Source organism: Rhodospirillaceae bacterium (assembly GCA_018660465.1).
Taxonomy (GTDB): domain Bacteria; phylum Pseudomonadota; class Alphaproteobacteria; order Rhodospirillales; family JABJKH01; genus JABJKH01.
Map to the genome: position 1 here is coordinate 1 of JABJKH010000103.1, position 25,493 is coordinate 25,493.

A 25,493-nucleotide genomic window follows, 5' to 3' on the forward strand; every position below is an offset into this window, starting at 1 on the left:
AGGCAAATAAACCCCTCATAACCGCAATATCCGACTCACCAGTCCCCGTCAGAAAAAATCCCGCCAAAACTACTTCGAAAACAATCAACACCACAAACGCATCGTACAGAAAAAATCAGCGAGCGTTTTTACACAGCCTGGTTCTGAAGCTGAATTGCTCGAAGCCAAGCTAGAAGCTGAAACTCTGAGTCGAGTTAAAACAGATTTCTTGGCCAATATTAGTCACGAACTTCGAACGCCCTTGAACGCGATCATAGGATTTTCTGGATCGCTTAAAGAAAAAATATTCGGCGCTATGGCGAATGAGAAACAGCTTGAATATATCGGGGATATTCATCGCTCTGGTGAACATCTTCTGGATTTGATTAACGATATTATTGATGTCTCTGTCATAGAATCGGGCAAGCTAGAATTACGGATTGAGGAAGTTGAGGTTGTTCCTCTTATTGAGTCGAGCCTGCGCTTGATCCGGCCACGCGCAGACAATGGCGGCGTGAAGTTATCGGTCAACGTGGGTAACGTGCATGCTGTTCGCGCTGACGAACGTCGACTTAAGCAAATACTCGTAAACTTGTTGGCGAATGCGGTGAAATTCACTCTCCATGACGGCCAAGTTTCGGTGACTTGTCAGCTTGAAAACGATGGTGGGATCGTCTTCGAGATTGCTGATACTGGAATTGGTATGAGCAAAGACGAAATTCGAAAAGCGATGGAGCCGTTCGGCCAAGTGGAGTCGTCTCTTGCCCGAAAGTACGAGGGCACAGGCCTCGGCCTGCCGTTAACCGATAGCCTGATTAGTGCCCATGGTGGAACCCTGAATATTGAAAGCACGCCGGGCAAAGGAACCACTGTGAAGTTTCGAATGGGACCTGACCGGGTTGTCTCTCTCCGAGAAGCCTCGTGACTCAATATCAAAATTTTGACTCCTTCAATTTTGCCTTTTAAGGTCACATCCTCATTTGTCGCTAAGACGATTTAAGGAAGTAAAAGCATGACTAAATACCATCTAATCAGTTCCGTAACTTGACCTTGGGTACAGCGCGCCGTGATTGTTTTGCGTGCGAAAAATGTCGAATTTGATGTGACCTATATCAATCTTCGGGAAAAACCCGACTGGTTCTTAAAGATTTCGCCCCACGGCAAGGTGCCGGTCTTAGTAGTGGACGAGAAGCCTTTGTTCGAATCCAATGCGATTGCTGAATTCCTCGATGAAAATGCGGAACCACGATTGCATCCAGAAGACTCCATCAAACGCGCACGCAACCGGGCTTGGGTGGAGAATATCCGAGACTTTTCTGAGGAAGTACGTGGGCTATATTACGCGAACACCAAAGAGGAGTTTGATGCGGTCCTGGAGAAGACACCGGGACAGTTTCAGAAGATGGAAACAGCGATCAAGGAAGATCGTGACAATGACGGCCCGTATTTTAACGGACCAGACTTGTGCATGGTTGATGCGTCCTATGCGCCTTTTCTGAGGCGCTTCAAGCTTGTTGACCGGTCAATAGAATCGGGCTTATTAGAAAAATTTCCACTTCTAAGTGCTTGGGCGGATGCCTTGGAGAAAAACGACGCGATAAGCGGCTCCCTCCCAGCCAATTTTGAGGAAGAGTTTCTAGCGATGTTGCAGCGTAACAATCGTTATGTCTGCTCGATCTGGAAAGACGCGGCGGCTTAAGCGGAGTGGGGGGCTAGGTTTCAGCCCCCACCTCCCGCTCAATTTTGGGGTAACCCCAACCCATCGTTATAGATCGGACAATCATCAGGATCATAAACGAGGCCCAAAGCCCGTGATTACCCCAAAGCGGTATCAAGACCAGTAATCCGATTAGGTAGAACAATAGCGCAGTCGCCATGGAATTCCGCATTTCCCGGGCGCGGGTGGCACCAATGTAGATGCCATCCAATTGGAAACTCCAAAACGAGAGGAGGGGCGACACCGCCACCCAAGGGAGGTAAATCCGCGCGACCTCCTGCACTGTCTCAACATTGGTCATAAGATCGATCAATTGCCCGCCAAAGGCAAAGTAGATTACTGAATAAAGCAGCGCGAACGCCAGCGCCCAAATACTTGACGCCTTAACCGCTGCGCGAAAGCGCGCGCGGTCTCTGGCTCCAATGGCATCACCGACCAAGGCCTCAGCGGCTTGGGCGAAACCATCCAGGAAGAACGACAGCAAGAGTTGAAAATTTAATAAAATCGCGTTGGCCGCCAGCACCGTATCGCCCATCCGCGCGCCGATGGATGTAAACAGCACGAACGCCGTTTGCAGGCAGAGAGACCGTAATAGAATATTACGATTGACCGACATCATACGGCGCATTTGGATCGGATTGCGGACCTGTTCCAAATGAAGCCGCCCGGCCATGGGGGCCAAGTTCCGACGCACCAGCCAAAAACCCAACACAGCAGCACCATATTCAGCGATCAAAGTCGCATAGGCAACACCCTCCACCCCCATGTCCAACCCCATGACGAACACCAAGTCGAGGATAATATTGATCCCGTTCATAAATATTTGATGGATCAGGGTCGCTCGGGTGTTGTGGATGCCAATGAACCAGCCAACCAGGGCGTAGTTGATAAATGTCGCCGGTGCGCCCCAAATTCGAATGTCGAAATAGCTCTGGGCCAGAGGGGCGACGGTCTCGCTGGGCCCTGCGATTGTCAGCCCAAGCCACAAAATGGGGACTTGCAGGGCAACGAAGGCGATCCCGATTCCTATTCCTAAAAATACAGCGCGGGCCAGGGTTGCCCTGACTTCATCAAAGTCACCGGCCCCTTGGGCCTGGGCGGTAAGTCCGGTGGTTCCCATTCGTAAAAAATTAAAACTAAAGAAAATGATACTGAAGATGATCGTGCCGACGGCGACACCACCAATGTACTGCGGGCCCGGTAGGTGCCCAACAACAGCCGTATCCACCAGTCCAAGAAGCGGAATTGAGACATTGGCCAGCACAATCGGTCCGGCCAAATGCCAAACCTTGCGGTTCCAATTTTCGTCGATCATCTATTGAAGGCCTTATCGTTCTGGAAAAAATTGATTCTGTCCCGTATTCTCGCGGACAGTACAAATTCCATTGGGAAAAGAACAGCATGTCGTTTTGGCGAGACAAGACCCTTCACCCCTATATTCCGGAAATTGCGGACGAAATGCTGCGCGGTCGCGTTGACCGGCGCGAATTCCTGCGAACGGCAACATTGCTCGGCATGTCGGCCACGGCGGCATATGGTGTCGCTGGAAAGCTCACTGGGGGTGAGATAATCCCTTCCGCCAATGCGCAATTTTTAACTGGCGTACCAAAAGGCAATTTCGGCGGCACCTTGCGCGTTTCCATGCGGGTCCAACCGATGACCGATCCGGCGACTTTCGATTGGACCGAAATGTCCAATGTGGCGCGGCAGTTTCTGGAATACCTGGTCATCACGGGTGCTGATAATATCACCCGGCCCTTCCTCTGTCGCCGTTGGGCGGTGTCACGGGACCTGAAGACTTGGACGCTGTTCCTGCACCAGGGCTTGAAGTGGAGCAACGGCGATGAATTCAATGCCGACGACGTAATCTTCAATTTCAAGCGCTGGCTTGATCCCAGAACGGGGTCTTCCAACCAAAGCCTGTTCACGGCCATGACTACAAGTGCACCAACCGGGAAGCAGGGTCGGGACGGGAAGCCGTTGATGTCCACGACCATGGCCCCGGGCGCTGTTGAGAAAATTGATGACTACACAGTTCGTCTGCATCTCAACCGTGGCGAATTGGCGTTGCCTGAAAGCCTGTACAACTATCCGACTGCGATCGTGCATCGCCGGTTCGCTGATGAAGGCGGTGATATTTCCAAGAACCCTGTTGGCACGGGGCCTTACAAATTGACGCAGTTTAAAGTCGGTGAGAAGGCCGTACTGCAAAAACGCAAAGATTACTGGGGTGGCGAGCCTTATCTGGATCGTATTGTCTATGTTGATCATGGCGATAATCCAGGTGCCAGCTTGGCGGCACTCGCATCGAACCAAGTTGACCTGGTTTACGAAACCCCAGTTGAACAAATCGATGTGGTCGATAAAATCCCCACGGCAAAAATATTTGAGACGGTGACGGCGCAAACGGCTGTCGCCCGCATGCAGGTCGATCAAAAACCATTTACAGATAAGCGGGTTCGGACGGCGGTTCGTCTTTGCCAAGACCATGATAAACTGTTGTTGCTGGCGCATCGTGCGCGCGGTGTTGCGGCGGAGGACCATCATGTCGCCCCCGTTCATCCAGATTATGCGCCCCTGCCAGGACCGGCTCAGGACTACCGGTTGGCGAAGAAGCTGCTGGCGGATGCCGGTTTTGCTGGCGGGCTGGACCTTAGGATCGATTGCCGCAAAGACCCGCCTTGGGAAGTTTCCCTGGCGCAGGCGCTGGCGGAAATGTGCAAGCCTGTTGGCATTCGCATCAAAATCAATGTCATGCCGAACGCGCAGTTCTCAGAAATTTGGGACAAGACTCCTTTTGGTTTGACGGCGTGGACCCATCGACCCTTGGGCTTCATGGTGCCAAATCTGGCGTACCGTTCGGGCGCCCAGTGGAATGAAACCCACTACAGCAATCCTGAATACGACCGAATTCTGGATCAAGCTAGCTCCACATTGGATGTGAAAAGTCGCAAGCAGCACATGGCGAAGCTGCAATCAATTCTGCAAGAAGATGCAGTCATCGCGCAGCCCTTCTGGCGGTCGATATTCGCGGCAGGCAATAAACGGGTTCAGGGATACGAGTTGCATCCGTCGGTTTATCACCGACTCAACAAGGTCTGGCTGGCCTAGTATCAAGATATAATGGGCGTATTTATCCTCAAACGGCTTGGCTACATGGTGGTGACCATGTTCGCCGTGTCGGGGTTGGTTTTCCTGTTGCTGGAAGTTTCTCCTGGTACAGTGGCGACGAAGGTACTAGGGGCATTTTCAACTGAGGAACAGCGCCGGTTGTGGCTTGAGGCCAATGGCTATTTCGAACCTCTTTTGACTCGGTACTTTACTTGGTTGGGGAATGTTCTTACCGGCGACTTCGGCCAGTCCATTCGATTTAAAGTGCCAGTCGGGGATATCTTGTGGCCGCGGCTGTTGAATACGGCAATCTTAGGTGCGTCAGCCTTTGCCGTTATTATTCCCCTGTCTTTAGGACTCGGTGTGATTGCCGGCATGCGCGAAGGGTCCAAGAGCGACCGGGCGATTTCTATTACCAGCATCGTCACCACATCAATCCCGGAATTTGCCAGTGCCGTGTTTTTCTCAGCCGTCTTCGTGTTTTGGCTGAAGTGGCTGCCGGGAACTTCCGGGATGGCGGAAGGATTTAATTTCAAGGAATTGGTGCTGCCTGTCATGGTGCTGGTGATTTATGATTTCGGCTACGTTGCGCGCATGACTCGGTCCTCCATGGCAGAGGTCATGACCACGCCGTATATCCGCACCGCAATTTTGAAGGGCCTGCCGCGCCATCAGGTGATTATTCGTCATGCGCTCAGAAATGCCTTAATTGGCCCTTTCACGATCATCATGTTGCAGATCAATTGGCTGCTCTCCGGTGTTATCGTCGTCGAATTCTTTTTTGCCTATAAAGGTTTCGGCGCGCTGTTGCTGGAGGCGTCGCTGAACCAGGATATATTCCTGATCGAAGCCTGTGCCATGGTTGCTGTCGTCGTGGCCGTGGTGACCCAGACCATCGCAGATATCGCCTATACCCGACTTAATCCTAGAATTAGGTTTGCCTGAGGGGGGGTGCAAATGAATGAACCCAGCCTCAAAATTTTGCCCCGTCGGTCGTTGTTGGCGCGCACCTTCGGCTTGTCGATGGGGCTGCGCCATAGCACGGTTGCTATGATTGGTGTGAGCCTTGTTGGATTTTGGATTTTTGTTGCTGTGTTCGCACCGCTGTTGGCACCATTCGAGCCGAACGCGACCCATTTGCCATTTGCTAAACCAGGAACTTCATTCACCGGTGGAGCCGTGTTTTGGCTTGGCACCGACCATCTGGGGCGGGATGTACTTTCAAGGATTATCTGGGGATCACGGACTGTTCTATTTTATGCGCCATTGGCAACTTTTCTCGCGTACGTGGTCGGTATCATGGCGGGGCTGGTCGCTGGCTATAAACAACGATGGTGGGATGAAATACTGTCGCGGATCAGTGACATCGTGTTGTCGTTTCCGGTGCTGGTTCTTTACATCATCATCATCGCGACCATCGGTGCCTCCGGTGTAAACATCGTCATCGCGATTATTTTTGCCAGTGCCCCAGGGATCATGCGGATTGTGCGGGGCCTGACATTAGACCTTCGCAATCGTGATTATGTCGCGGCGGCACGGACGCGGGGTGAATCGTCGCTCTACATCATGTGGGTGGAGATTCTGCCCAATGCGCGGGGGCCGTTAATTGTCGATGCCTGCCTTCGGGTCGGTTATGTGATCATCACCATTGGCGTGTTGGGATTCCTTGGATTAGGACTGCCACCCCCAGACCCTGACTGGGGTGGCATGATCAATGAGACCCGAGCCATGGCTCTGGTGTTCCCCCACATGACGATCTTCCCATGTATTGCGATTTCATCTCTGGTGCTGGGTTTTAACTTGCTGGCCGATGGCCTGCGCGAACTGTCGATGCGGAGGTGATGGAATGACAACGCCTTTGCTCGAACTCAACGACGTTCACCTGTCCTATCTGGGTCGTGCTGGATTGCTTGAGGCTGTCTCAGGTGTTTCGTTCACCATCGCGCCAGGGGAACGGATTGGCTTAGTTGGCGAAACTGGGTGTGGCAAGACCACTGTCGCGCTGGGCATTCTCGGTTACTTAGGCGCGAACGGCTACCTGACGGGTGGCGAACTTCGCTTTAAGGGCCAAGACATGTCGGCCCTTAGCCCAGAAGACCTGAGACGCTTGCGCGGCAGCGACATCGCCATGGTCTATCAAGACCCGACGGCGGTGCTTAATCCTTCCATGCGGATTTGGAAGCAATTGGCCGAAGTGCCAATGACCCACGAAGGTCTTTCGCTGAGCGAGGCCAAGCAACGTGCGGCTACCATTCTAGAGGAAATGCACATTCTTGATCCCGAACGTGTTCTGGAGGCGTATCCTCACCAGCTCTCCGGCGGGCAATGCCAGCGTGTGGTGCTCGCCATGGCATTGTTGAGCAATCCGTCGCTGCTGATTTTGGATGAACCGACGACGGCGTTGGACTCAACAACCCAGGCCAACATCGTTCAGCTGATGACGGAAATCGGCCTGCGCTATAACACGGCGATGCTGTTTATCTCTCATGATCTGGGACTCATCGCCAACACCTGTGACCGGGTGATGGTGATGTATGCAGGTGAAGTGGTGGAAGACGGAGAAGTCGCCGACGTCTTTGCTAATGCCCGTCATCCCTATACTCAAGGCTTACTAAGGTGCATTCCCTTGCCGACGGCGGATAAGGATGTTCGGCCCGTTCTGCCCATCCCAGGGCGCATCCCCCAACCAGGCGAACGGCCCATTGGTTGTGGCTTTGGGCCGCGCTGTTTTGGATTTAGCGAAGGTGTGTGTGATCAACCAGGGCTTCCCCTGGCAGGTGTGGATGAAAGCTCGTCCCAACGGGTGCGCTGTGCGCGTTGGTCAGATGTTGCCAAAACCAGTCCTGATGTTCCGGCAGCTCAGCCGCCTTCAGAAGTTGGCGAAGAATCTTTCCGAGTTGAAGGCCTGCAAAAGTACTATCCCATAGCTGATGGCTCCCTTGGTGCACTTCTGGGTCGGACTGAACCGCGGCAGGTCCGCGCGAATGAGGCGATATATTTCTCTGCCCGTCGGCGCGAAACGGTTGCCATTGTCGGTGAATCTGGCTGCGGTAAATCCACCTTTGCCAAAGTCCTGGCCGGTTTGGAAACTGCGACTGGAGGCGAAGTCAGGATCGCTGGAACCGATGTCGGACAGACACCGGTGGAAGATCGAACACCTGAACAAGTCGCTTCCGTCCAGATGGTGTTTCAAAATCCTGATGAAACCTTGAACCCGAGCCTCAGCATCGGGCGTCAAATTGGTCGGGTGCTGACAAAGTTCGGCAAGGAAACCGACAAGGATCGTATTCGCCAGCGGGTGGCCGAATTGATGGATCGGGTGAAACTGTCCCGTGATCTTATTGATGAACGCCCGCACAGACTCTCAGGCGGACAGAAACAACGGGTCGCTATTGCCCGTGCCTTCGCGGGTGAGCCTGCACTTGTGGTCGCCGATGAACCTTTGTCGGCATTGGACGTGTCGGTCCAAGCTGCCGTCGGGCGCATGTTGATGGACATTCAGCGCCAACACGATACCACCTTGTTGTTGATCAGCCATGACCTAGGGCAGGTCCGTTATCTGGCCGAACGGGTGGTGGTGATGTACTTGGGGCAAGTTATGGAATCAGGCCGTACCGAAGACGTGTTTGCACCGCCGTATCATCCCTATACGGAAGCCCTAATCGCGGCGGTACCCGTCGCCCATCATGGTGTAACCAAACGCCACATCTTTCTGGAAGGCGCACATCCTGATCCGAGCGAGCCACCCGTCGGCTGCCCCTTCCATTCCCGATGTCCGCGAATGGTTGGCACAATTTGCGAAACCGAGCCACCGCCCCTGCAACGCGATGGAGAGACTCATTTCATCAGCTGTCATATCTCCGTCGAAGACCTGCGTAAGGTCGATCCGGTGCTGAGTGTAAAACCTTAGCCATGCGTCCCTGACAAGTCAGAGGTGATGGCTGAGGGGTTGATTCTGACCCCCTTATCATTATATAAACTATTATATGCAAAATTGCATATTTTAGAGTGATCGGGTGGGACCCTGAAGTTATGAGACGATCTTTCATTATATCGGGCATTCTTGCGGTGGCGGTGATTGTTTGGATTGGCTCCGGGCAGGTCGGCGGAAAGCCGTCTCCGTCGGGCGACACTCCACAGCAAAATAAAGTTTCCGAAGAAATTATCCCAGAAGTCAGAGTTAAGACGTTTCGTTCTGCTGAGCGGGTGCGTGAACTCTCATTGTTCGGTCGGACGGAAGCGGTTCGAATGGTGCAATTGCGCGCCGAGACAAAGGGCCGAATTATTGAGCGCGCGGTTAAAAAGGGCAGCACGGTCAAGAAAGGCGACGTGATCGTCAGGCTGGCGATGGATGACCGCAGCGCCCGATTGGATGGGGCGCAAGCGCTCGTCGAACAATACCGCGTTGCTTATGTGGCCGCGCAACAGCTCTCCAAGAAACAATTCAGATCTAAGGTGCGGTTGGCCGAAGCCAAGGCGCAACTGGAAACGGCGAAGACTCAATTGGCGGCGGTGAAGCTTGATATCCGCCGCACCGTCATTCATGCGCCGTTCGGCGGCGTGATCAATAAGCTTCCGGTCAATGTGGGTGATTACGTGGAGGCCAAAGGGGAACTCGCAGAGCTAATCGACCTGGACCCAATCTTGGTCGTCGGACAAGTCACAGAGCGCGATATGGGGGCATTAAAGCTTGGTGCGAGGGCAAATATTCGAGTGGCTGATGGGCGCGAACGGAGTGGCATTATTGGTTTCATTTCCAAGGTTGGTTCCGCAACAACGAGAACTTTTAGGGTAGAGGTTCGGGTCGCTAATCCGAAGGGCGATATTTCGGAAGGTTTAACAACAGAACTGCGCCTGCCGGTTCAGACCGTGCGCGCGCACCTGATGTCGCCCTCTGTGCTGACGCTTTCCAAAACCGGAGCCATTGGCGTGAAGTCCCTTAACTCGGACAATAAAGTTGTCTTTAACGCGGTCGGCATGGTTGCGGATACGCCGGAAGGTATTTGGCTTTCCGGGTTGCCCGATGAGGTGATCGTGATCACGGTGGGGCAGGAATTCGTCCAAATTGGGCAGAAGGTCCGACCGCTTACAGAGATTCCAAAATGACCAACATCATCGATGCGGCGCTTTCCCATGCCCGGACTGTCATTTCGGCGTTGGTGCTGATTCTAATCGCGGGCACCATCGCCTACGTGGAGATTCCCAAGGAAGCAGACCCCGACATTAATATCCCGATTATTTATGTGAAAATGTCCCATGAAGGCATTTCGCCGGAGGATGCCGAGCGCCTGCTGATCCGGCCCATGGAGTTGGAACTTCGCGGCATAGAAGGTGTGAAGGAAATGCGCGCCAAAGGATACGAAGGTGGTGCCAGTGTTACTTTGGAATTCGAGGCTGGATTTGATGCGGACGTTGCCATAGATGATGTCCGCGCCAAGGTGGATTTGGCTAAATCAGAACTGCCTGACGAAACCGATGAGCCGACTGTTCACGAAGTTAATTTTAGTTTGTTCCCGGTGGTCATCGTTACATTGTCCGGCAACCTGCCGGAGCGCGCGCTTTTAAAAGTCGCACGGGACTTACAAGATTCAATCGAGGGAATTTCCTCTGTCTTACAAGCGGAAATCGCTGGCGACCGTGAAGAAATGCTCGAGGTTCTCATCGATCCTGTGAAAGTCGAAAGCTATGGCTTGACCATCGAACAAGCGATTGAGTCGGTGCGACGCAGCAATCTGCTGGTGGCGGCCGGGGCGCAGGACACGGGCAAAGGGCGCTTCTCGCTGAAGGTGCCGGGATTATTGGAAACTCGCAAAGACATCATGGACCTGCCGGTGAGCACGGACGCGGATGCGGTGGTCAGGCTTGGGCACATTGGTGAAATTCGGCGCACGTTTAAGGACCCAGAAGGCTTCGCACGGGTGAATGGCCGTTCTGCGTTGGCGCTGGAAGTCTCAAAACGAACCGGCGAAAATATTATTGAGACCATCGCACAGGTTCGCGCTGTGGTCGAAGCCGAGCGCAAGAGTTGGCCCAAAACCCTGCGACAAGTTCTTCACGTGGCCTATTCCCAGGATAAGTCCGATCAGGTTCGCACCATGCTGACGGATCTACAGAACAACGTGATCAGTGCGGTTCTTTTGGTGATGATCGTCGTTGTTGCGGCCCTAGGGCTTCGCACCGCGGGCTTAGTTGGTGTTGCCATACCGGGGTCGTTCCTGACCGGCATCTTGGTTCTGGCCGCCTTGGGGCTGACCATTAACATTGTGGTCTTGTTCTCCCTCATCCTCGCGGTTGGCATGTTGGTCGACGGTGCCATTGTGGTGACCGAGTATGCAGATCGGAAAATGACAGAGGGGGAGCCAAAGGAGCGGGCTTACGGTCTGGCCGCCAAGCGAATGTCCTGGCCAATAATTGCGTCCACCATGACGACGCTAGCAGCCTTTCTGCCATTGATGTTTTGGCCAGGAATTGTCGGCGAATTTATGAAGTTCCTGCCCTTGACCTTGATCGCGACATTATCGGCATCGCTGATGATGGCGCTGATATTCGTGCCCACACTCGGTGCCCTCTTCGGCAAGCCAGGGGGGGGTGGCGGAGACGCGGAACATATGCAGATGATTGCCGGGGGAATTGGCGGCGGTAAGGGGGGGAATCTTACGGACATACCTGGATTTACCGGTTCTTACTTGAAGGTCTTGGGCATTGCGCTCAATCACCCTGCGAAAGTTTTGATGGCAGCGGTCATGCTGCTGGTCGGGGTGCAGGTGGTTTACGCCAATTTTGGCCGAGGGGTAGAATTCTTCCCCGATGTAGAACCTGATTTCGCCAAGCTTGAAGTTCGTGCCCGGGGAAATTTATCGATCAACGAAAAAGACGCCCTGATGAAGGAAGTCGAAAGTAGAATTCTGGGGATGAAGGAACTCGAAACCATTTACGCCCGAACCGGCCAAGAAAAGAATTCTGAGGAAGCAGAAGACATCATCGGCAATGTCTCGTTGGAATTTGTTGATTGGAAGCAGCGCCGAAAAGCCAAGCAAATACTTGGTGAAATTACCAAGCGAACCAAAGATTTAGCTGGAATTTTTGTTGATCCGCGAGAGCAAGAATCAGGGCCCCCTGTGGGCAAGGCCATCCAACTGCATCTCACGTCCAGGTATTATGAACTGCTGGCACCTGCTGTGGAAAAAATCTTAGCAGGCCTGCCTCAAATTGGCGGCATGATTAATGTCGTCGACAGCCGCCCGTTGCCAGGCATTGATTGGCAGATCAAGGTCGATCGAGCGCAGGCGGCGAAGTTCAACGCCGATGTCAGTCTCATTGGAAAATCAGTTCAGCTGGTGAGTACGGGACTTAAGCTTGGCGAGTACCGTCCAGATGATACCGACGAAGAAGTTGATATCCGCATTCGATATCCACGCCAATACAGGACCCTGGCTGAACTGGATAACATCCGTATCACCACCGAACAGGGCCGGGTGCCGATCAGCAACTTTATTGAGCGTAAGGCCGAGCCCCGGGTCGGGACAGTCAGCCGAACCGACAGCCGCCGTGAAATGACGATCAAGGCCGATGTGGAAGAGGGTGTCCTGGTTGATGCAAAAGTTCAGGAAGTTCAGGCATGGCTGGAAGGGGCCGGCATTGATCCCAGAGTAAAGATCGCCTTCAAGGGCGAGAACGAGGAACAGAACAAAGCCCAGGCGTTCCTGGTCAGGGCCTTTGCCGTCGCGTTGTTCATTATGGCGATTATTCTCGTGACCCAGTTCAACAGCTTTTATTCGGCCTTCCTGATCCTGACCGCCGTCATCATGTCGACCATTGGCGTCTTCATTGGACTTCTGCTGACCGAACAGCCCTTCGGCATTGTTATGGGAGGGATTGGCGTGATCGCGCTTGCCGGTATTGTAGTTAACAACAATATCGTGCTGATTGATACCTATGATCGGTTGGTCCAAGAAACCAAGGCGGCGGGATCCGCGCGCGATGCGATCCTTCGAACGGGGGCTCAGCGCTTGCGTCCGGTCCTGCTAACATCGGTTACGACGATCTTGGGGCTTTTGCCCATGGTCCTCGGTATGAATATCGATTTCTTTACCCGAGAAGTGAGCCTTGGCGCTCCTTCGACCCAGTGGTGGCGACAGTTGTCTACGGCGATTGTCTTCGGATTGGGATTCGCGACGGTCTTAACCTTGGTCGTCACTCCATCGGCGTTGATGGTTCGTGCGAATGTAAAAGCGTGGCTTCAGCGGCGGAAGGCTGCCGGTACTGCTTAAATTAGTTGGTCTCAGGCCGATTTATCGTCTTTTTCTTCCGTCTTCTCCGTTCCTTTATCATCATCACCGGCAGTAGGAACCCCTTGAATACTGGCGGCCTGTTTTTTCAGGCTACTGTAGGCGCGAATTGAAAAGGGGATGGTGCCGATATATAGGAACAGAACGGCAGATAGCGTTGTCCAGGGCGCACTTACCGATGCTGCAAATAGCAACAACACGATCAACATCGTCGGCAAAACCCAGCGTTGAGAGATATGGAACTTCTTAAAGGAGAAGGTTGGGATGTTGCTGATCAGGAGAGCTGAGACGACGACCAGGAATCCAGCAACGACTTCCGGTCGACGAACCAACTCATCACCGATCAAAAACGACAGGATCATTGGCGTCAGGACCAAGCCCGCGCCTGCTGGGGCCGGGACGCCACTGAAATAATTATAAGCCCAAGGCGGCATCGCGCTTTCCAGTGCTGTATTAAAACGCGCCAAGCGAAGGGCGCAGCAGACACCGAACAGCAGCGCCACAACCCAGCCCGGCTTGCCGAGATCATGGGTCGACCACATAAATAGCATCAGGGCAGGGGCCACGCCGAAGCCGATAAAATCTGAAAGCGAATCTAATTCAGCGCCGAATTTGCTGGACCCTTTAAGCAAGCGTGCAACGCGGCCATCCAAGGTATCCAAGATCGCGGCGGCAAGGATGGAATAGACGGCGGCTTCCCAGTTCTCGCGCAACGAATACTGAATGGCGGTCATGCCGGCACACAACGCCAATAGTGTCAGGATATTCGGGATCATTTTGTTGAACGGCAAGCGTTTCAACCGTGGGGGGCGCGGCAATCGGGCTCTTTTTGGTGTGCGCATTTGCGGTCCTAACGTATTTCCCCAATCCGGGCCGGATCGTTCCGCATCAAATCAGCAAGAACAGTTTCTCCAGCGACGGCCTTTTGTCCCAGGGCAACCATTGGCGCAACGCCATCCGGCAGGTAGACATCGACCCGGCTGCCAAACCGGATCATACCGAATCGTTCTCCCGCGCGCACGGATTGTTCTTCCTTGACCCAGCAGATGATCCGCCGCGCGACAAGCCCGGCAATCTGGACGCAGGCAATTTCCCGTCCGTCTTCCATCTTGATCCGAAGGCTCTGGCGTTCATTTAATTCGCTAGCTTTATCTAACGACGCATTTAGGAACTGCCCCGGCCAATACGCCATGGTCGTGATTGTTCCGTCGCAGGGCGCACGGTTCACGTGGACATTAAAAACGTTCATGAAGATGCAAACTCTGAGCCGGGGCTCACTCCCCATATTCAGCTCAGGCGGTGGCGGCGCACTGTCTATGAGCTGCACAACACCGTCAGCAGGGGCGATGACCAAGCCTTCCCGGTTCGGCGTGAACCTATCTGGGTCGCGAAAGAAACAGATGCACCAGACAGTTAAGACCGAAGCTAGCATACCAATCGGTATTGCGATGTACGCGAGTGCCACATTGACCACGGCAAAGGCGATAATAAACGGCCAGCCCTCACGATTGATGGGAACAAAAATAACCTTCAGCACACCGAATCCTATATTCTTTTCAGAACGTTACCATATTTCTGCGATAGGGGTACCCGGCTATTGAGCGTTTGGCAAGGCAAACACTTGCCCGGGATGGATCAGATTTGGATCGGCGATTTGTTCCTGATTGGCTTCAAAGATCACCGTGTAGGCAAAGCCGGAACCGTAGGTGCGCCGTGCTAAACGCCAGAGACTATTTCCCGGCTGAACAATGATAAACGTACCCTCTTTTAAATCGGTAATGGGTTTCGCGCGTTCAAAGGGGAATTCGACCCGGGCCAACACCTTGCCATCGGTCTGAACCCGGTCAGCGCGAAGCCGGTACAGGCCAGGCTCAATGGGTTCTGTAGGGCTAATCTGCCAGACGCCTTTTTTATCGGTAATGGTTCGGCCCAGAAACTTATTACTGAGGTAGACGTTGACCGGCGCCCCAGGTTCCGCGTGACCACTGATGCTGAGCTGCCCCGAATCGTCATAGTCAACGGCATCAACCACGATCCAGTTTTTACCAGTGCCGCCGGAGGGTGCTTTCGGATCAGCTTCCTCCGCTGGGGTTTGAAGAACCGTGACCGGCCCGCGGCCTTTGCTTGGAACTTTGAAAGCGAGGGTGCCGGATTTTTTCTTGGTTGTCTCACCAGCGATATTTTTATTCGGCGCAGGGACGACGACCACCACGTTGGAAGCAGAGAACATCGGTTTGGAATCTTTGATTTCCATGCGCAGTTTCAACTGGTGAGGGCCAGGTTTTAGACGCTTATCGGGAACAAACACCCATTCACCCCGCCGGTCGGCGGTAACGTGGCCGAGTTCCTTGTTGCCGTCCATGATAACGACGCGGCTGTCGGGTTCGGCGCGACCGGCTATGACAGCTTCGCCTTGCGGATTTACCCGGGCGACATCGAAGCTGGGAGGGCGCGGTCCAACTGGCTCGGGTGCTAGCACTGGTGCTTTAACTGCTGGCAGCTTAGGTGTTGGTTCAGGAGCTTTTACCGAGGGCGTAGATACACTTTGTTCAGGCAAATCCTCGGGTTTATCAGGTTGAGCGGGGGCAGGAGTCGGTTTTGCCGGTTTTGCCGGTTCCGCCGTTGTAACGGGCTCTGGCGGGCCGACATCATCATGCCAAAGCTGAAAATTCAGGATGAACGCAAACCCGACGATCAGGACGCCAGCGATGGCTATGACCATGGGGCGTGTCATGCGAGGTTTCCTTGTCGGTTCATGGCAGCCTCGGCAGTTTCTCTGGGAGGAGCGTTCTGACCGATACAATAATACGGCCCTCGCCCAGGTGCAATAACCGGGCAGGAAATGTCATGAGGAAAAAGCCTGTTAAGGTGCCTTTTTTTCTTCGTTAAGCTCGTGAAAAATAGGGGGCAGGGATTTGAGGTAGGTGATAATGGCGGCAATGTCACCCGGTGCTAATTTTTCGGTCGAATTTTCCACCACCTCAGCCATTGTATCCCCGACAAAGTCGCCGTCCGGTAGGCCGCCAGTGGAGAGGAGGTCAACAATCTCATCGTCGCTCCACTGGCCAAGGCCGGTTTCTTTATCCGGTGTGATATTCGGAATGATGCCACCTTCGGGACCGTCTGCGGTTCCTGCCATCTCGCGGCTTTTATCAATCCCGCCAAGCGCATTTCGCGGGCTATGACATTCGCCGCAATGGGTGAGATGGCGGACTAAATAGGCTCCCCGGTTCCACTCAATGCTTTGGCTTTGGTCAGCTTGGAAGGGGCCGCTTTTAAAGAACAACATCTTCCAGAAATACACACTGAACCGCCAGCCAAAGGGGAATTTAATGTCATGGTCGCGGTTGGCCTTGGCGACCGGCGGCACCGAAAATAAATAGGACTTTAAATTTAGGATATCACGGTCGGTCATGCCGCTGTAGGACGGGTAGGGGAAGACCGGGAAGTAATGGCCGCCCTGGGGGCTCAAGCCGTCGCGAAGTGCGCGGGCAAAATCAGTGTCAGACCAAGCGCCGATCCCGTGGGTTTTGTCAGGTGTAATATTGGGGCTGTAATAAATTCCGAAGGGGGTCTTGAAGGCTCGTCCACCGGCTAAGATTTTGCCCTTGTTTTTAACATCCGTGTGACAGCCTTGGCAGCCAGCCGCCGCAAACAGGGTTTTGCCGTGAATTGGGTCAGGCTTTGGCTTGTTAACAAATGAATTGGGGCCGACGGTTGGCGTCGGCCCCAGCACATAAACAGCCCCAAGACCAAGTGCGCCGACAGCGACGAGAACCGTCAAGAATTTGCGCATTGGTGGGGATATTCGCTTTATCTACATCTTTTTCTTTTTCTTTTTCTTGGCCCGGAAATTCTTATGGCAACCGCCGCAAGATTTACCGAGGCCTTTCATGGCCGCACCGATAGCCCCTTTGTCGCCACCTTTGGCTGCGGTTAAAAATGCAGCAGAGGCAGAGGCGAAGGCATCAACCGCTGTCTTGAATTCAGCCGGCTTAGACCAAATCGCAGGAAGGGCACGGGTTTTGATCGTGCCCATTTCTGAGCCTTTTGGGTAATAGCCACCATTAATCCGGCCCATCGCAGCCATGCCTTCAGCATGGCCAACCAATGCACCGCGGCCGCCCTTACCTTTTAAGGCGAGCTTGATGCCGCCCATGTGGCCACCGATAGCCTTCATGGTTGCTTTGCGGGCCTTGATATCTGCAGTGCCGTCGGCTTTTGCGATCTCGACGCTGCCTGTGGTTAAGAAGAGCCCGGCGATCAATGCCAGGGAAATTGTACGGAATGTATTCATCATGGGTTTAACCCCCCTTATCAGAGCTGATCCCATGTTGGGTATCAGCGGGTTAGCCTAAAAACTATACTTAATGTAAAAATCATAAGCCCATTACCACCCTAGGATAAAGGGGCACGTTCTCACAACTTGTTGATCGTATTAAAGCAGACTGACAAATGTAAGATAAAATTGCTTTGTGATCCTCTGTGCGCCATGGCATAGAAATTGGAGTCATAAGCGAGTTTAGGCAATTATTTATGAGCAAGATTTCTTCAGTAGCGGTATTTTGTGGCTCCAAGGCCGGTGATGACCCGGAGGATGCGAAAGAAGCCCAACGTCTCGGCGAAATCCTTGTTGAACGCAATATTCGCCTTGTCTACGGCGGCGGGGGGATTGGCCTTATGGGCATCATCGCCAGAACTGTCATCGATGGCGGCGGAAAAGTCACCGGCGTGATCCCAGATTTCCTGATGAAGCTTGAAGTCGGCAACCCGGATGTCGATGAACTGATCATCACCGAAAGTATGCATGAGCGCAAACGCACCATGTTTGAGCGCGCCGACGGGTTCGTAATCCTTCCGGGCGGTCTCGGCACTCTGGACGAAACCTTCGAAATCATGACCTGGAAGCAACTCCGCCAACACGACAAGCCCATCGTTGTGGTCAACGTCAATGGTTACTGGGACCCTTTCCGCGCCCTCATTGAAAACAGCATCAAAGGCGGTTTCGCGCATCCGGCGATCCTTGAACTTGTTACGGTTGTAGACTCAACCGACCAAATAATGGAAGCCCTGGAAAACGCACCAGAGCCTCAAGAAGTAGTGCTGACAAGCCATTTGTAGAGACATCTTCTCCTAAGCTTTAAACTATGTTACCATGGTCATGTCTATGGTCATATATAGGAGGGATATACCGTGAAAACCATGAAAGCCGGGGAATTCAAGGCGAAATGCTTGAAGGTGATGGATCAAGTCTCGGACTCTGGAGACCCAGTGGTCATTACCAAGCATGGCAAGGCTGTCGCACAGTTGGTGCCGATGACGCAAAAGCCCAAGACGTTGTTTGGGGCGATGGCAGGTGAGATCGAAATATCCGGCGACATCATTTCGCCAATTGAAGGTGAGTGGGATGCAGTACGGGGTGATGAGCGTTGAATCTGGTATTGGCAGACACCCATGTTTTGATCTGGTTGCTTGATGGCCGGACCGCATTAGGACGGGGCACGCGTGACCTGATTGACGAGGCCTTGGGTGACGACCGCTTTTGTGTCTCTGCAATCACATTCTGGGAAGTCACGATGTTAGCCGGAAAAGGGCGAATACAACTGCAGCGGTCTCCGGAGTCTTGGCGACGTGCCGTTCTTGACCTAGGCGTCACTGAGATTCCACTCACGGGTAATGTTGTGGTGTCTGCCGCCATTCTTAGAAATTTCCACGGCGACCTGATAGACCGTTTCGTTACCGCAACGGCGATATCAAGCGACGCGGCATTGATTACTGCGGATCGACAAATTTTGGGGTGGCAGGGAGAGGCTACGACGTGGGATGCGGGAAGATAAGATGTGAACGCCACGTCCTCGGGATATGACTCTAGAGTCCCAATTCTAATCTTTGTGCTATATTTTCAGCACATAACAAATTTAGAAATGGGGAGTCTGTCTATGCCGAATGAAATTTATACACCCACCAAAGAAGAAATAGAGGCCAGGGTTAGTCGATTTTCGGAGTTGAAGCCGATGTCGGTTGCTGATGAATTGGACTGGGTCGGTCAGGATGCGATGGATTTATTTTATGCTCGCAAGTTAATGCCGGTTATTTTGGATGATGAAAATAGTGCTTTTGGCAAAGCCGCTCCTATTATCGGTGCCGCTGGATCAACCATGTTTGTTTCAATCATGCCGCCGGGCCAAGGTCCTTGTCTGCATTCGCACAATGGAACGTTTGAGACGTTTATGGTGCTGGAAGGGACAATTGAATATCACATTGGTGAGCCTGTTGCTCACACAGTGGTTCTCAATAAATGGGATGTATTGTCCTGTCCGCCTAAGGTTTACCGGGGGTTTAAAAATATTGGTGACAAGGATGCGGTTCAGCTCACGGTAATTACCGGGATTGGTGAGGATAGCGACGACGTTTCGGTCCCAGATTCCATCGCCCAGCAGGCCGAGCGGGACTTTGGCAAGAAAATCGCCGAAGGTTTCCGGTCATTCTTCCACTTTGATCCGCCGCAAGCTGGGGCTTGATTTTAAAATTGGGGCCGAGGACTTTAAGCCTCGGCCCCAAAATTGTATTAGCCAATAATTCCATTCAACGTTGCACTCGCGCGCATCGCAGCATCGACTTTTTCTTGCGGGGCATGGTAGTAGCCGCCGAGTTCAACCGCAGCACCTTGAGCAGCGATGAGTTCATCGACAATTTTGCCTTCGTTGGCTGCCAGTTGTTCGGCAATGGGGGCGAAGTGGGCTTTTAAATCCGCATCGTCGTCTTGTGCTGCCAAAGCTTCGGCCCAGTATTTGGCGATGTAGAAGTGACTCCCTCGGTTATCAATCTCGCCAACTTTGCGGCTGGGGGATTGATTGTTATCCAAAACGCCTTCCACAGCCGTATCGAGCGCCTTTGCTAAAATCAGGGCTTTAGCATTGCCTTTTGATTCACTGAGAAATTCCAAGGAGGCACCAAGGGCACAGAACTCGCCGAGTGAATCCCAGCGCAAGTGGCCTTCTTCGACAAGCTGTTGCACGTGCTTAGGAGCAGACCCCCCCGCACCTGTTTCAAACAATCCGCCACCATTTAGCAATGGTACGATGGAAAGCATTTTTGCGCTGGTGCCGACTTCTAGGATTGGGAACAAATCTGTGAGGTAATCCCGCAGCACGTTGCCGGTGACCGATACAGTATCTTGGCCGTTCTTTACGCGCTCTAAGGAGAACCGGGTGGCATCCACCGGGGTCATAATTCTGATATCAAGACCGTTGGTGTCGTGCTCAGGTAGGTACTGATCGATTTTCTTGATCAGTTCGGCGTCGTGGGCGCGGTCTTTGTTGAGCCAGATAATCGCGGGGACGCCAGTAGCACGGGCGCGGCTAACGCCGAGTTTGATCCAGTTCTGGATCGGCGCATCTTTGGTTTGGCAGGCCCGCCAGATGTCATTTTCTTCGACGTCGTGTTCGATAAGTGTCGTCCCAGCGGCATCGACAAAGCGAATTTTGCCGTTTCCCGGAGCCTTAAACGTCTGCGGGTGAGAGCCATATTCCTCGGCTTTCTTGGCCATCAAGCCAACGTTGGAAACGCTGCCCATTTCGGAGGGGTTAAACGCACCTCGCTCTTTACAGAAATCGATGGTTTCTGCGTAGATGCCAGCGTAGCTGCTATCTGGGATCACGCACTTGGTGTCGTTTTCCTTACCATCTGGCCCCCAGGCCTTGCCGCCGGCACGAATGAGGGCCGGCAGGGAGGCATCAATAATCACATCGCTGGAGACGTGAAGATTGGAAATACCCCGATCAGAATTCACCATGTAAAGATCAGGCTGTGCTTCCATGCAGGCGTCGATGTCTGCTTCGATGGCGGCCTTTTGATCGGCAGGCAATGTATCAATCTTCAGGAGAAGGTCACCAATCCCAAAATCAGGATCGACACCGAGTTCGGTAAATGTGTCCGCGTACTTCTCAAACACGTCTTTCAAGTAGGCAGCAACCGCATGACCAAAGATGATAGGGTCGGAAATTTTCATCATTGTCGCTTTGACGTGCAGGGAGAACAGCACACCTTGATCCTTGGCGTCTTTGATTTCATCTTCAAGAAACGACCGAAGTGCTTTGGCACTCATCTTCGTGCTATCGATGACATCACCGTCTTCAAGAGGATGGTCAGCCTTCAGGACTGTTACGCTGCCGTCCGCCGCGACGAATTCAATCCGGCCGTTGCCGACAGAAGCTTCCGTGAGGGTCACGGATTTTTCATTGGAACAGAAATCGCCGCTGCTCATGGTCGAGACGTGGGTTTTGGAGTCTGCTGACCAGGCACCCATGCTGTGCGGGTTCTTCTTGGCGAATTCTTTAACAGCCTTTGGTGCGCGGCGGTCCGAGTTGCCTTCACGCAGAACCGGGTTCACGGCGCTGCCCAGGACCTTACCATAGTTTGCCTGGATGGCTTTCTCCGCATCGTTTGTAGGACTTTCAGGATAGTTAGGAACATCGTAGCTTTGGCTCTGCAATTCAGCGATGGCACCGTTCAACTGGGAAATAGATGCGCTGATGTTCGGCAGCTTGATAACGTTGGCGTCCGGCTGATTTACCAGATCGCCTAAAATGGCCAGATCATCGCTTTGCTTTTGTGCGTCGGTTAGGTTTTCAGGAAAGTTTGCAATGATCCGTCCCGCGAGTGAAATATCCCTGGTACCAAAGGTAATCCCTGCTGGTTTGGCGAAAGCACGAATGATCGGTAAGAACGATCCGCTGGCGAGTTCTGGTGCTTCATCGACTTTGGTGTAAATGATATCCGGCTGGTCAGTCATTATCGTCACAACTCCTAAATAAGTCTGTCATCCAGTAAAAGCGATGTTTCAGATAGAACTGAATTCGCTCATTCGCTGGCTGAGTTTTACAAAAATTGCGCGCCACACCACCACCCCAAAGACTGCAGGGGGCCAAAATTTAAGCTGTATCCGCGTTGATCCTGGACACTTTTTATTCATACTTATATGGGGACGCAACCTTGTTCCCTGCCAATCGGTCAAAATTTTTTCTAAACAGAGAGCCTTATTTGGCGTTGAAGTGTATTTTTTAAACATCGGAGACCATGAATGGCTTCCACGGAAAGGAGAATAAAGGTACGGTTACTGGTAATTTTGCATTTAAAAATCAAAATTTAATCTATTGAATACCTAAAAAATTAAAATCAAAATTAATTGGTGTAGACGCTCATTTGTAACCAGGATTAAAGAGGATTCCGTGAAACCTGGAGTCGATGCCCACGTGGACGCTTCCTTAGAGCTTTTTAACGCCGCTTTCGAGCAGGACGCGATGGGCATGGCACTGCGGGCCGTTGACCCGCAACACTCGCTTTGGCTACGCGTAAACCAGAAGCTTTGCGATATGCTCGGCTACACACGTGAGGAAATGTTAAAGCTAACATCTCTTGAAGTTTCCGTGCCCGAAGATCGGCCAACTGTCATAGAGTTTAATGAAAGGCTTCGGAACGGAGAACTGGAAAGCTATTCGCGTGAAAAACAATATGTGCGAAAAGATGGCACCACAATATGGACAAATATCTGTTTAACGGCGGTCCATGATGCGGACGGGAAACCGACACAAATTATTGCAATAATTCAGGATATCTCTGAACGCAAAGCGGCGGAGGATGCATTAAAAATATCGGAAGAGACACTTAGGGCTGCGCTTGAAAGTATTCCTCAGGGAGTTGCTCTCTACGACGCGGATGACAAGCTCGTAGTGGTGAACGAAAATTACTTCAAAGCCCGCCCCGACCTGCGCAAATTTGCCAAACCTGGAATTACCTTTAAAGAGCTTCTGTATAAATCGGACGAAAGTGGTGAACGTAATGCTGCTCAAGGTGAGAGCAAACTATCCGTTGAAGAAAGGCTTGCGTGGCACAAAAACCCTCATGGGCCAATGTATGTGAAGCAGCCTGACGGGAGAACGTATCAGGTTGATGAAGTCAAAACATCAGCGGGCGGTATCGCTTTTATTCGTACAGATATTACCGAGTTAAAGAAATCGGAAAGCCTACTCAGGACCGCAGTTGAAAGCATCCCTGACGGATTTGCCCTATTTGATTCCGATGACAGGCTTACGCTTGTAAATGAAAATTTTTTTAAGGGTCGGTCTGAACTAAAAGAAAAATTGAAATTGGGGATGACTTTTGAGGAGATGGTCATTCTTAGAGAGGAGTTTCGACTTAGTGAAAAGGAATTGGGGACTGGTCTTTTAGAAAAAGAAGAACGAATCAGGCGCCATAAAAGCCCTCAGGGGCCTTATCAATCGCCCCGATCTGATGGCCGGACGTTGCAAATTAATGAAGTTAAAACACCAGATGGCGGGATCGCAATTATCCGTACGGATGTTTCAGACCTGAAACGAGCAGAAGACTCATTAGCGCAAAGTGAAGAACTTTACCGGACTCTTGTCGATTCCTCTCCCAACGCGATCTATTTCCATAAAGATGAAAAAATTATTTATGCCAATCCGGCCATGGCAACATTATTGGGGGTTAAGTCTGCCGATGAATTAGTCGGTCGGTCAGCATTGCAGCATGTTCCAAAAGACATTCAAGAAACCATCAAGAATCGATGGCATTCCATGCTTGAGACCGGCAAAACAGCGGGCATGCTGGATCAGAAATTTATCAAAGATGATGGCAGTGTCATAGACGTGGCGGCGCAGGGAACTCGGATCAGCTACATGAGTGAACCTGCCATTATGATCATTGCTCTTGATATTACAGAGCGAAAATTGGCCGAGGAAGCTAGAGACCGGCTTTCCCAAGCTGTTGAAGCGTTGCCAGTCGGCGTTGCGCTATTTGACAGCGACGATAGGTTGTCATTTTTCAATGCTTGCTATCGCGAACAAATGGCGGTTATGGCCGATATTCTTAGGCCCGGGGTAAGCTATGAAGAAATGATACGAACGATAGTCGCTCGTCGACCTGTCAAGAATGCGCGCGGTCGAGAAGAGGAATTCATTCAAGAAAGGGTAAAACATCACCGTAATCCAACAAAGCCCGTTGATATTATGCGTGATCACAGGTGGTTGCAGGCTAATGAGACTCGTCTTGATGATGGCAGTATATTTACAATTGTTAGCGATATCACAGAGTTAAAAAATACGCAGGTAGCCTTACAAAATGCCAATGATGAATTGGAAGAGAGAATTGCTGAACGGACGGCCCACCTGGAATCTGAAATTAATGAACGAAAACGTACGGAATTAGAACTCCGTACAAGTGAGGAACGATTCCGAACTCTTCTCGATACGGCCAACTATGGCATTCTCGTTCACCGCAATCGTGTGCCGCTTTATGCTAATAATGCTCTGGCCAAACTGTACGGATACAATTCTCCGGATGAAGTTTTGGCCTTGGACTCAACAAAGGATCTAACCCATCCAGATTTTGAAGAGGGCACCCACGAAGCGCGTCTTGGCAATGAACGTGTGATTGCCGACAAAGAAACCAAAGGTGTGAAGCGGAACGGAGCTACATTCTGGGAGGACCGTCGCTCGTTTGTGATTGACTGGGACGGAGAAAAGGCCATTTGCTCCATTCGTTCAGACATCGACGAACGCAAAAGAACGCAGAACGCGCTGCTGGAAGCAAAATTAGAGGCTGAGACCTTAAGCCAGGTGAAAACCGATTTCTTGGCCAATATGAGCCACGAACTGCGCACCCCGCTAAATGCGGTTATTGGCTTTTCCGAGGCTATTTTGGGACAAACGTTCGGCCCCATTGCCAATGAGAAGCAAGAGGAATACATCCAAGATATCAATAATTCCGGCATCCATTTATTGAAGTTGATCAACGACATACTCGACGTGACGGCCATCGAAGAAGGCAAGCTGGATTTACAAGATAATCAAGTGGAAATCCGTCCATTGGTCAAAGAAATTTCTAAAATGGTGCAGCCGAGGGCCAAGGCTGGAAACGTGACGGTATCCAGTGAGGTCGGAGAAAACTTATTTGCCCTACGTGGAGACGAGCGTCGTTTTAAACAAATCTTATTAAACTTACTTACCAACGGGATCAAATTTACCCCCGGTGGCGGGGAAGTCACACTTAAGTGCCACTTGGACGGGCAAGGCCAAATGATCTTCGTTGTGACAGACAATGGCATCGGTATGAATGAAGCTGGTATCCAGATCGCCCTTGAACCCTTTGGGCAGGTTGATGAGGCGTTGGACCGGAAATACGAAGGAACGGGGCTTGGCCTACCCTTAACGAAACAATTGGTGGAGTCCCATGAGGGGCATTTAGAAGTTTATAGCGAACTTGGAACTGGCACGACGGTTACTGTTGCGTTTCCAAAAGAAAGGGTAATTCATTAGTCCTTGAAGGTTGCACATCAGGCGGCGTTTGCTTAAAGCACGGTGATTCAATTCCCGTCT

The 25,493-nt window shown here is 52.1% G+C and carries 20 protein-coding genes; 13 read left to right on the forward strand and 7 right to left on the reverse strand.

What is annotated here, in order from left to right:
* The first annotated feature begins 154 nt into the window (after positions 1-154).
* Together HOM51_17620 and HOM51_17625 are read left to right on the forward strand one after the other, a co-directional pair.
* The gene (locus HOM51_17620) at positions 155-904 is read left to right on the forward strand and encodes a hypothetical protein (GenBank protein ID MBT5036335.1); all 750 of its coding nucleotides are present in this window, start codon (positions 155-157) and stop codon (positions 902-904) included.
* 141 nt (positions 905-1,045) lie between these two features.
* Complete coding sequence (locus HOM51_17625) at positions 1,046-1,678, forward strand: glutathione S-transferase family protein (GenBank protein MBT5036336.1); 633 nt, start codon at positions 1,046-1,048, stop codon at positions 1,676-1,678.
* 13 nt (positions 1,679-1,691) lie between these two features.
* Here HOM51_17625 and HOM51_17630 read toward each other — a convergent pair whose 3' ends face one another.
* Positions 1,692-3,011, reverse strand: coding sequence for an MATE family efflux transporter (locus HOM51_17630; GenBank protein MBT5036337.1), 1,320 nt, complete (start codon positions 3,009-3,011; stop codon positions 1,692-1,694).
* Between the two features lie 86 nt (positions 3,012-3,097).
* On the opposite strand from HOM51_17630, the gene HOM51_17635 reads away from it, so the two are divergent.
* The 6 genes from HOM51_17635 to HOM51_17660 all read left to right on the forward strand — a co-directional run bounded on the left by HOM51_17635 (position 3,098) and on the right by HOM51_17660 (position 13,077).
* Positions 3,098-4,807, forward strand: coding sequence for an ABC transporter substrate-binding protein (locus HOM51_17635; protein MBT5036338.1), 1,710 nt, complete (start codon positions 3,098-3,100; stop codon positions 4,805-4,807).
* A 12-nt stretch (positions 4,808-4,819) separates the two neighbouring features.
* On the forward strand, positions 4,820-5,752 hold the full coding sequence (locus HOM51_17640) for an ABC transporter permease (protein ID MBT5036339.1): 933 nt from the start codon (positions 4,820-4,822) through the stop codon (positions 5,750-5,752).
* A gap of 78 nt (positions 5,753-5,830) precedes the next feature.
* On the forward strand, positions 5,831-6,649 hold the full coding sequence (locus tag HOM51_17645; protein MBT5036340.1) for an ABC transporter permease: 819 nt from the start codon (positions 5,831-5,833) through the stop codon (positions 6,647-6,649).
* A gap of 4 nt (positions 6,650-6,653) precedes the next feature.
* Positions 6,654-8,717, forward strand: a complete 2,064-nt coding sequence (locus HOM51_17650; protein ID MBT5036341.1) for an ABC transporter ATP-binding protein — start codon at positions 6,654-6,656, stop codon at positions 8,715-8,717.
* Between the two features lie 122 nt (positions 8,718-8,839).
* On the forward strand, positions 8,840-9,913 hold the full coding sequence (locus HOM51_17655; protein MBT5036342.1) for an efflux RND transporter periplasmic adaptor subunit: 1,074 nt from the start codon (positions 8,840-8,842) through the stop codon (positions 9,911-9,913).
* Positions 9,910-13,077, forward strand: coding sequence for an efflux RND transporter permease subunit (locus HOM51_17660; GenBank protein ID MBT5036343.1), 3,168 nt, complete (start codon positions 9,910-9,912; stop codon positions 13,075-13,077). Before HOM51_17655 ends, HOM51_17660 begins: the two co-directional genes overlap by 4 nt.
* 11 nt (positions 13,078-13,088) lie before the next feature.
* Here the strand turns inward: HOM51_17660 and pssA are convergent, their stop codons facing one another.
* From pssA to HOM51_17685, 5 genes are all read right to left on the reverse strand, one after another.
* A complete protein-coding gene (pssA, locus tag HOM51_17665) occupies positions 13,089-13,937 on the reverse strand; it encodes a CDP-diacylglycerol--serine O-phosphatidyltransferase (protein MBT5036344.1) in 849 nt (282 codons plus the stop codon).
* 8 nt (positions 13,938-13,945) lie between these two features.
* Complete coding sequence (locus HOM51_17670) at positions 13,946-14,632, reverse strand: phosphatidylserine decarboxylase (protein ID MBT5036345.1); 687 nt, start codon at positions 14,630-14,632, stop codon at positions 13,946-13,948.
* A gap of 57 nt (positions 14,633-14,689) precedes the next feature.
* A complete protein-coding gene (locus tag HOM51_17675; protein MBT5036346.1) occupies positions 14,690-15,829 on the reverse strand; it encodes a LysM peptidoglycan-binding domain-containing protein in 1,140 nt (379 codons plus the stop codon).
* A 129-nt stretch (positions 15,830-15,958) separates the two neighbouring features.
* Positions 15,959-16,891 (reverse strand): cytochrome c, encoded by a 933-nt coding sequence (locus HOM51_17680; protein ID MBT5036347.1) that lies wholly within the window; start codon positions 16,889-16,891, stop codon positions 15,959-15,961.
* A gap of 21 nt (positions 16,892-16,912) precedes the next feature.
* The gene (locus tag HOM51_17685) at positions 16,913-17,395 is read right to left on the reverse strand and encodes a cytochrome c (protein MBT5036348.1); all 483 of its coding nucleotides are present in this window, start codon (positions 17,393-17,395) and stop codon (positions 16,913-16,915) included.
* Positions 17,396-17,631: 236 nt separating this feature from the next.
* On the opposite strand from HOM51_17685, the gene HOM51_17690 reads away from it, so the two are divergent.
* From HOM51_17690 to HOM51_17705, 4 genes are all read left to right on the forward strand, one after another.
* Positions 17,632-18,216, forward strand: coding sequence for a TIGR00730 family Rossman fold protein (locus tag HOM51_17690; protein ID MBT5036349.1), 585 nt, complete (start codon positions 17,632-17,634; stop codon positions 18,214-18,216).
* Between the two features lie 81 nt (positions 18,217-18,297).
* Complete coding sequence (locus tag HOM51_17695; GenBank protein ID MBT5036350.1) at positions 18,298-18,528, forward strand: type II toxin-antitoxin system Phd/YefM family antitoxin; 231 nt, start codon at positions 18,298-18,300, stop codon at positions 18,526-18,528.
* Positions 18,525-18,932, forward strand: a complete 408-nt coding sequence (locus HOM51_17700) for a type II toxin-antitoxin system VapC family toxin (GenBank protein MBT5036351.1) — start codon at positions 18,525-18,527, stop codon at positions 18,930-18,932. Before HOM51_17695 ends, HOM51_17700 begins: the two co-directional genes overlap by 4 nt.
* Positions 18,933-19,034: 102 nt before the next feature.
* On the forward strand, positions 19,035-19,616 hold the full coding sequence (locus tag HOM51_17705) for a cupin domain-containing protein (GenBank protein ID MBT5036352.1): 582 nt from the start codon (positions 19,035-19,037) through the stop codon (positions 19,614-19,616).
* Positions 19,617-19,663: 47 nt separating this feature from the next.
* Here the strand turns inward: HOM51_17705 and HOM51_17710 are convergent, their stop codons facing one another.
* Positions 19,664-21,889, reverse strand: coding sequence for an NADP-dependent isocitrate dehydrogenase (locus HOM51_17710; protein MBT5036353.1), 2,226 nt, complete (start codon positions 21,887-21,889; stop codon positions 19,664-19,666).
* A gap of 436 nt (positions 21,890-22,325) precedes the next feature.
* On the opposite strand from HOM51_17710, the gene HOM51_17715 reads away from it, so the two are divergent.
* On the forward strand, positions 22,326-25,433 hold the full coding sequence (locus tag HOM51_17715) for a PAS domain S-box protein (GenBank protein MBT5036354.1): 3,108 nt from the start codon (positions 22,326-22,328) through the stop codon (positions 25,431-25,433).
* The last annotated feature ends 60 nt before the right edge of the window (positions 25,434-25,493 follow it).

Coding starts and splice junctions, on each gene's coding strand:
- HOM51_17685 (MBT5036348.1), bottom strand. CDS start 17,395: ATGATGAATACATTCCGTACAATTTCCCTGGCATTGATCGCCGGGCTC.
- HOM51_17645 (MBT5036340.1), top strand. CDS start 5,831: ATGGGGCTGCGCCATAGCACGGTTGCTATGATTGGTGTGAGCCTTGTT.
- HOM51_17680 (MBT5036347.1), bottom strand. CDS start 16,891: ATGCGCAAATTCTTGACGGTTCTCGTCGCTGTCGGCGCACTTGGTCTT.
- HOM51_17710 (MBT5036353.1), bottom strand. CDS start 21,889: ATGACTGACCAGCCGGATATCATTTACACCAAAGTCGATGAAGCACCA.
- HOM51_17690 (MBT5036349.1), top strand. CDS start 17,632: ATGAGCAAGATTTCTTCAGTAGCGGTATTTTGTGGCTCCAAGGCCGGT.
- pssA (MBT5036344.1), bottom strand. CDS start 13,937: ATGCGCACACCAAAAAGAGCCCGATTGCCGCGCCCCCCACGGTTGAAA.
- HOM51_17650 (MBT5036341.1), top strand. CDS start 6,654: ATGACAACGCCTTTGCTCGAACTCAACGACGTTCACCTGTCCTATCTG.
- HOM51_17660 (MBT5036343.1), top strand. CDS start 9,910: ATGACCAACATCATCGATGCGGCGCTTTCCCATGCCCGGACTGTCATT.
- HOM51_17640 (MBT5036339.1), top strand. CDS start 4,820: ATGGGCGTATTTATCCTCAAACGGCTTGGCTACATGGTGGTGACCATG.
- HOM51_17655 (MBT5036342.1), top strand. CDS start 8,840: ATGAGACGATCTTTCATTATATCGGGCATTCTTGCGGTGGCGGTGATT.
- HOM51_17630 (MBT5036337.1), bottom strand. CDS start 3,011: ATGATCGACGAAAATTGGAACCGCAAGGTTTGGCATTTGGCCGGACCG.
- HOM51_17695 (MBT5036350.1), top strand. CDS start 18,298: ATGAAAGCCGGGGAATTCAAGGCGAAATGCTTGAAGGTGATGGATCAA.
- HOM51_17635 (MBT5036338.1), top strand. CDS start 3,098: ATGTCGTTTTGGCGAGACAAGACCCTTCACCCCTATATTCCGGAAATT.
- HOM51_17675 (MBT5036346.1), bottom strand. CDS start 15,829: ATGACACGCCCCATGGTCATAGCCATCGCTGGCGTCCTGATCGTCGGG.
- HOM51_17705 (MBT5036352.1), top strand. CDS start 19,035: ATGCCGAATGAAATTTATACACCCACCAAAGAAGAAATAGAGGCCAGG.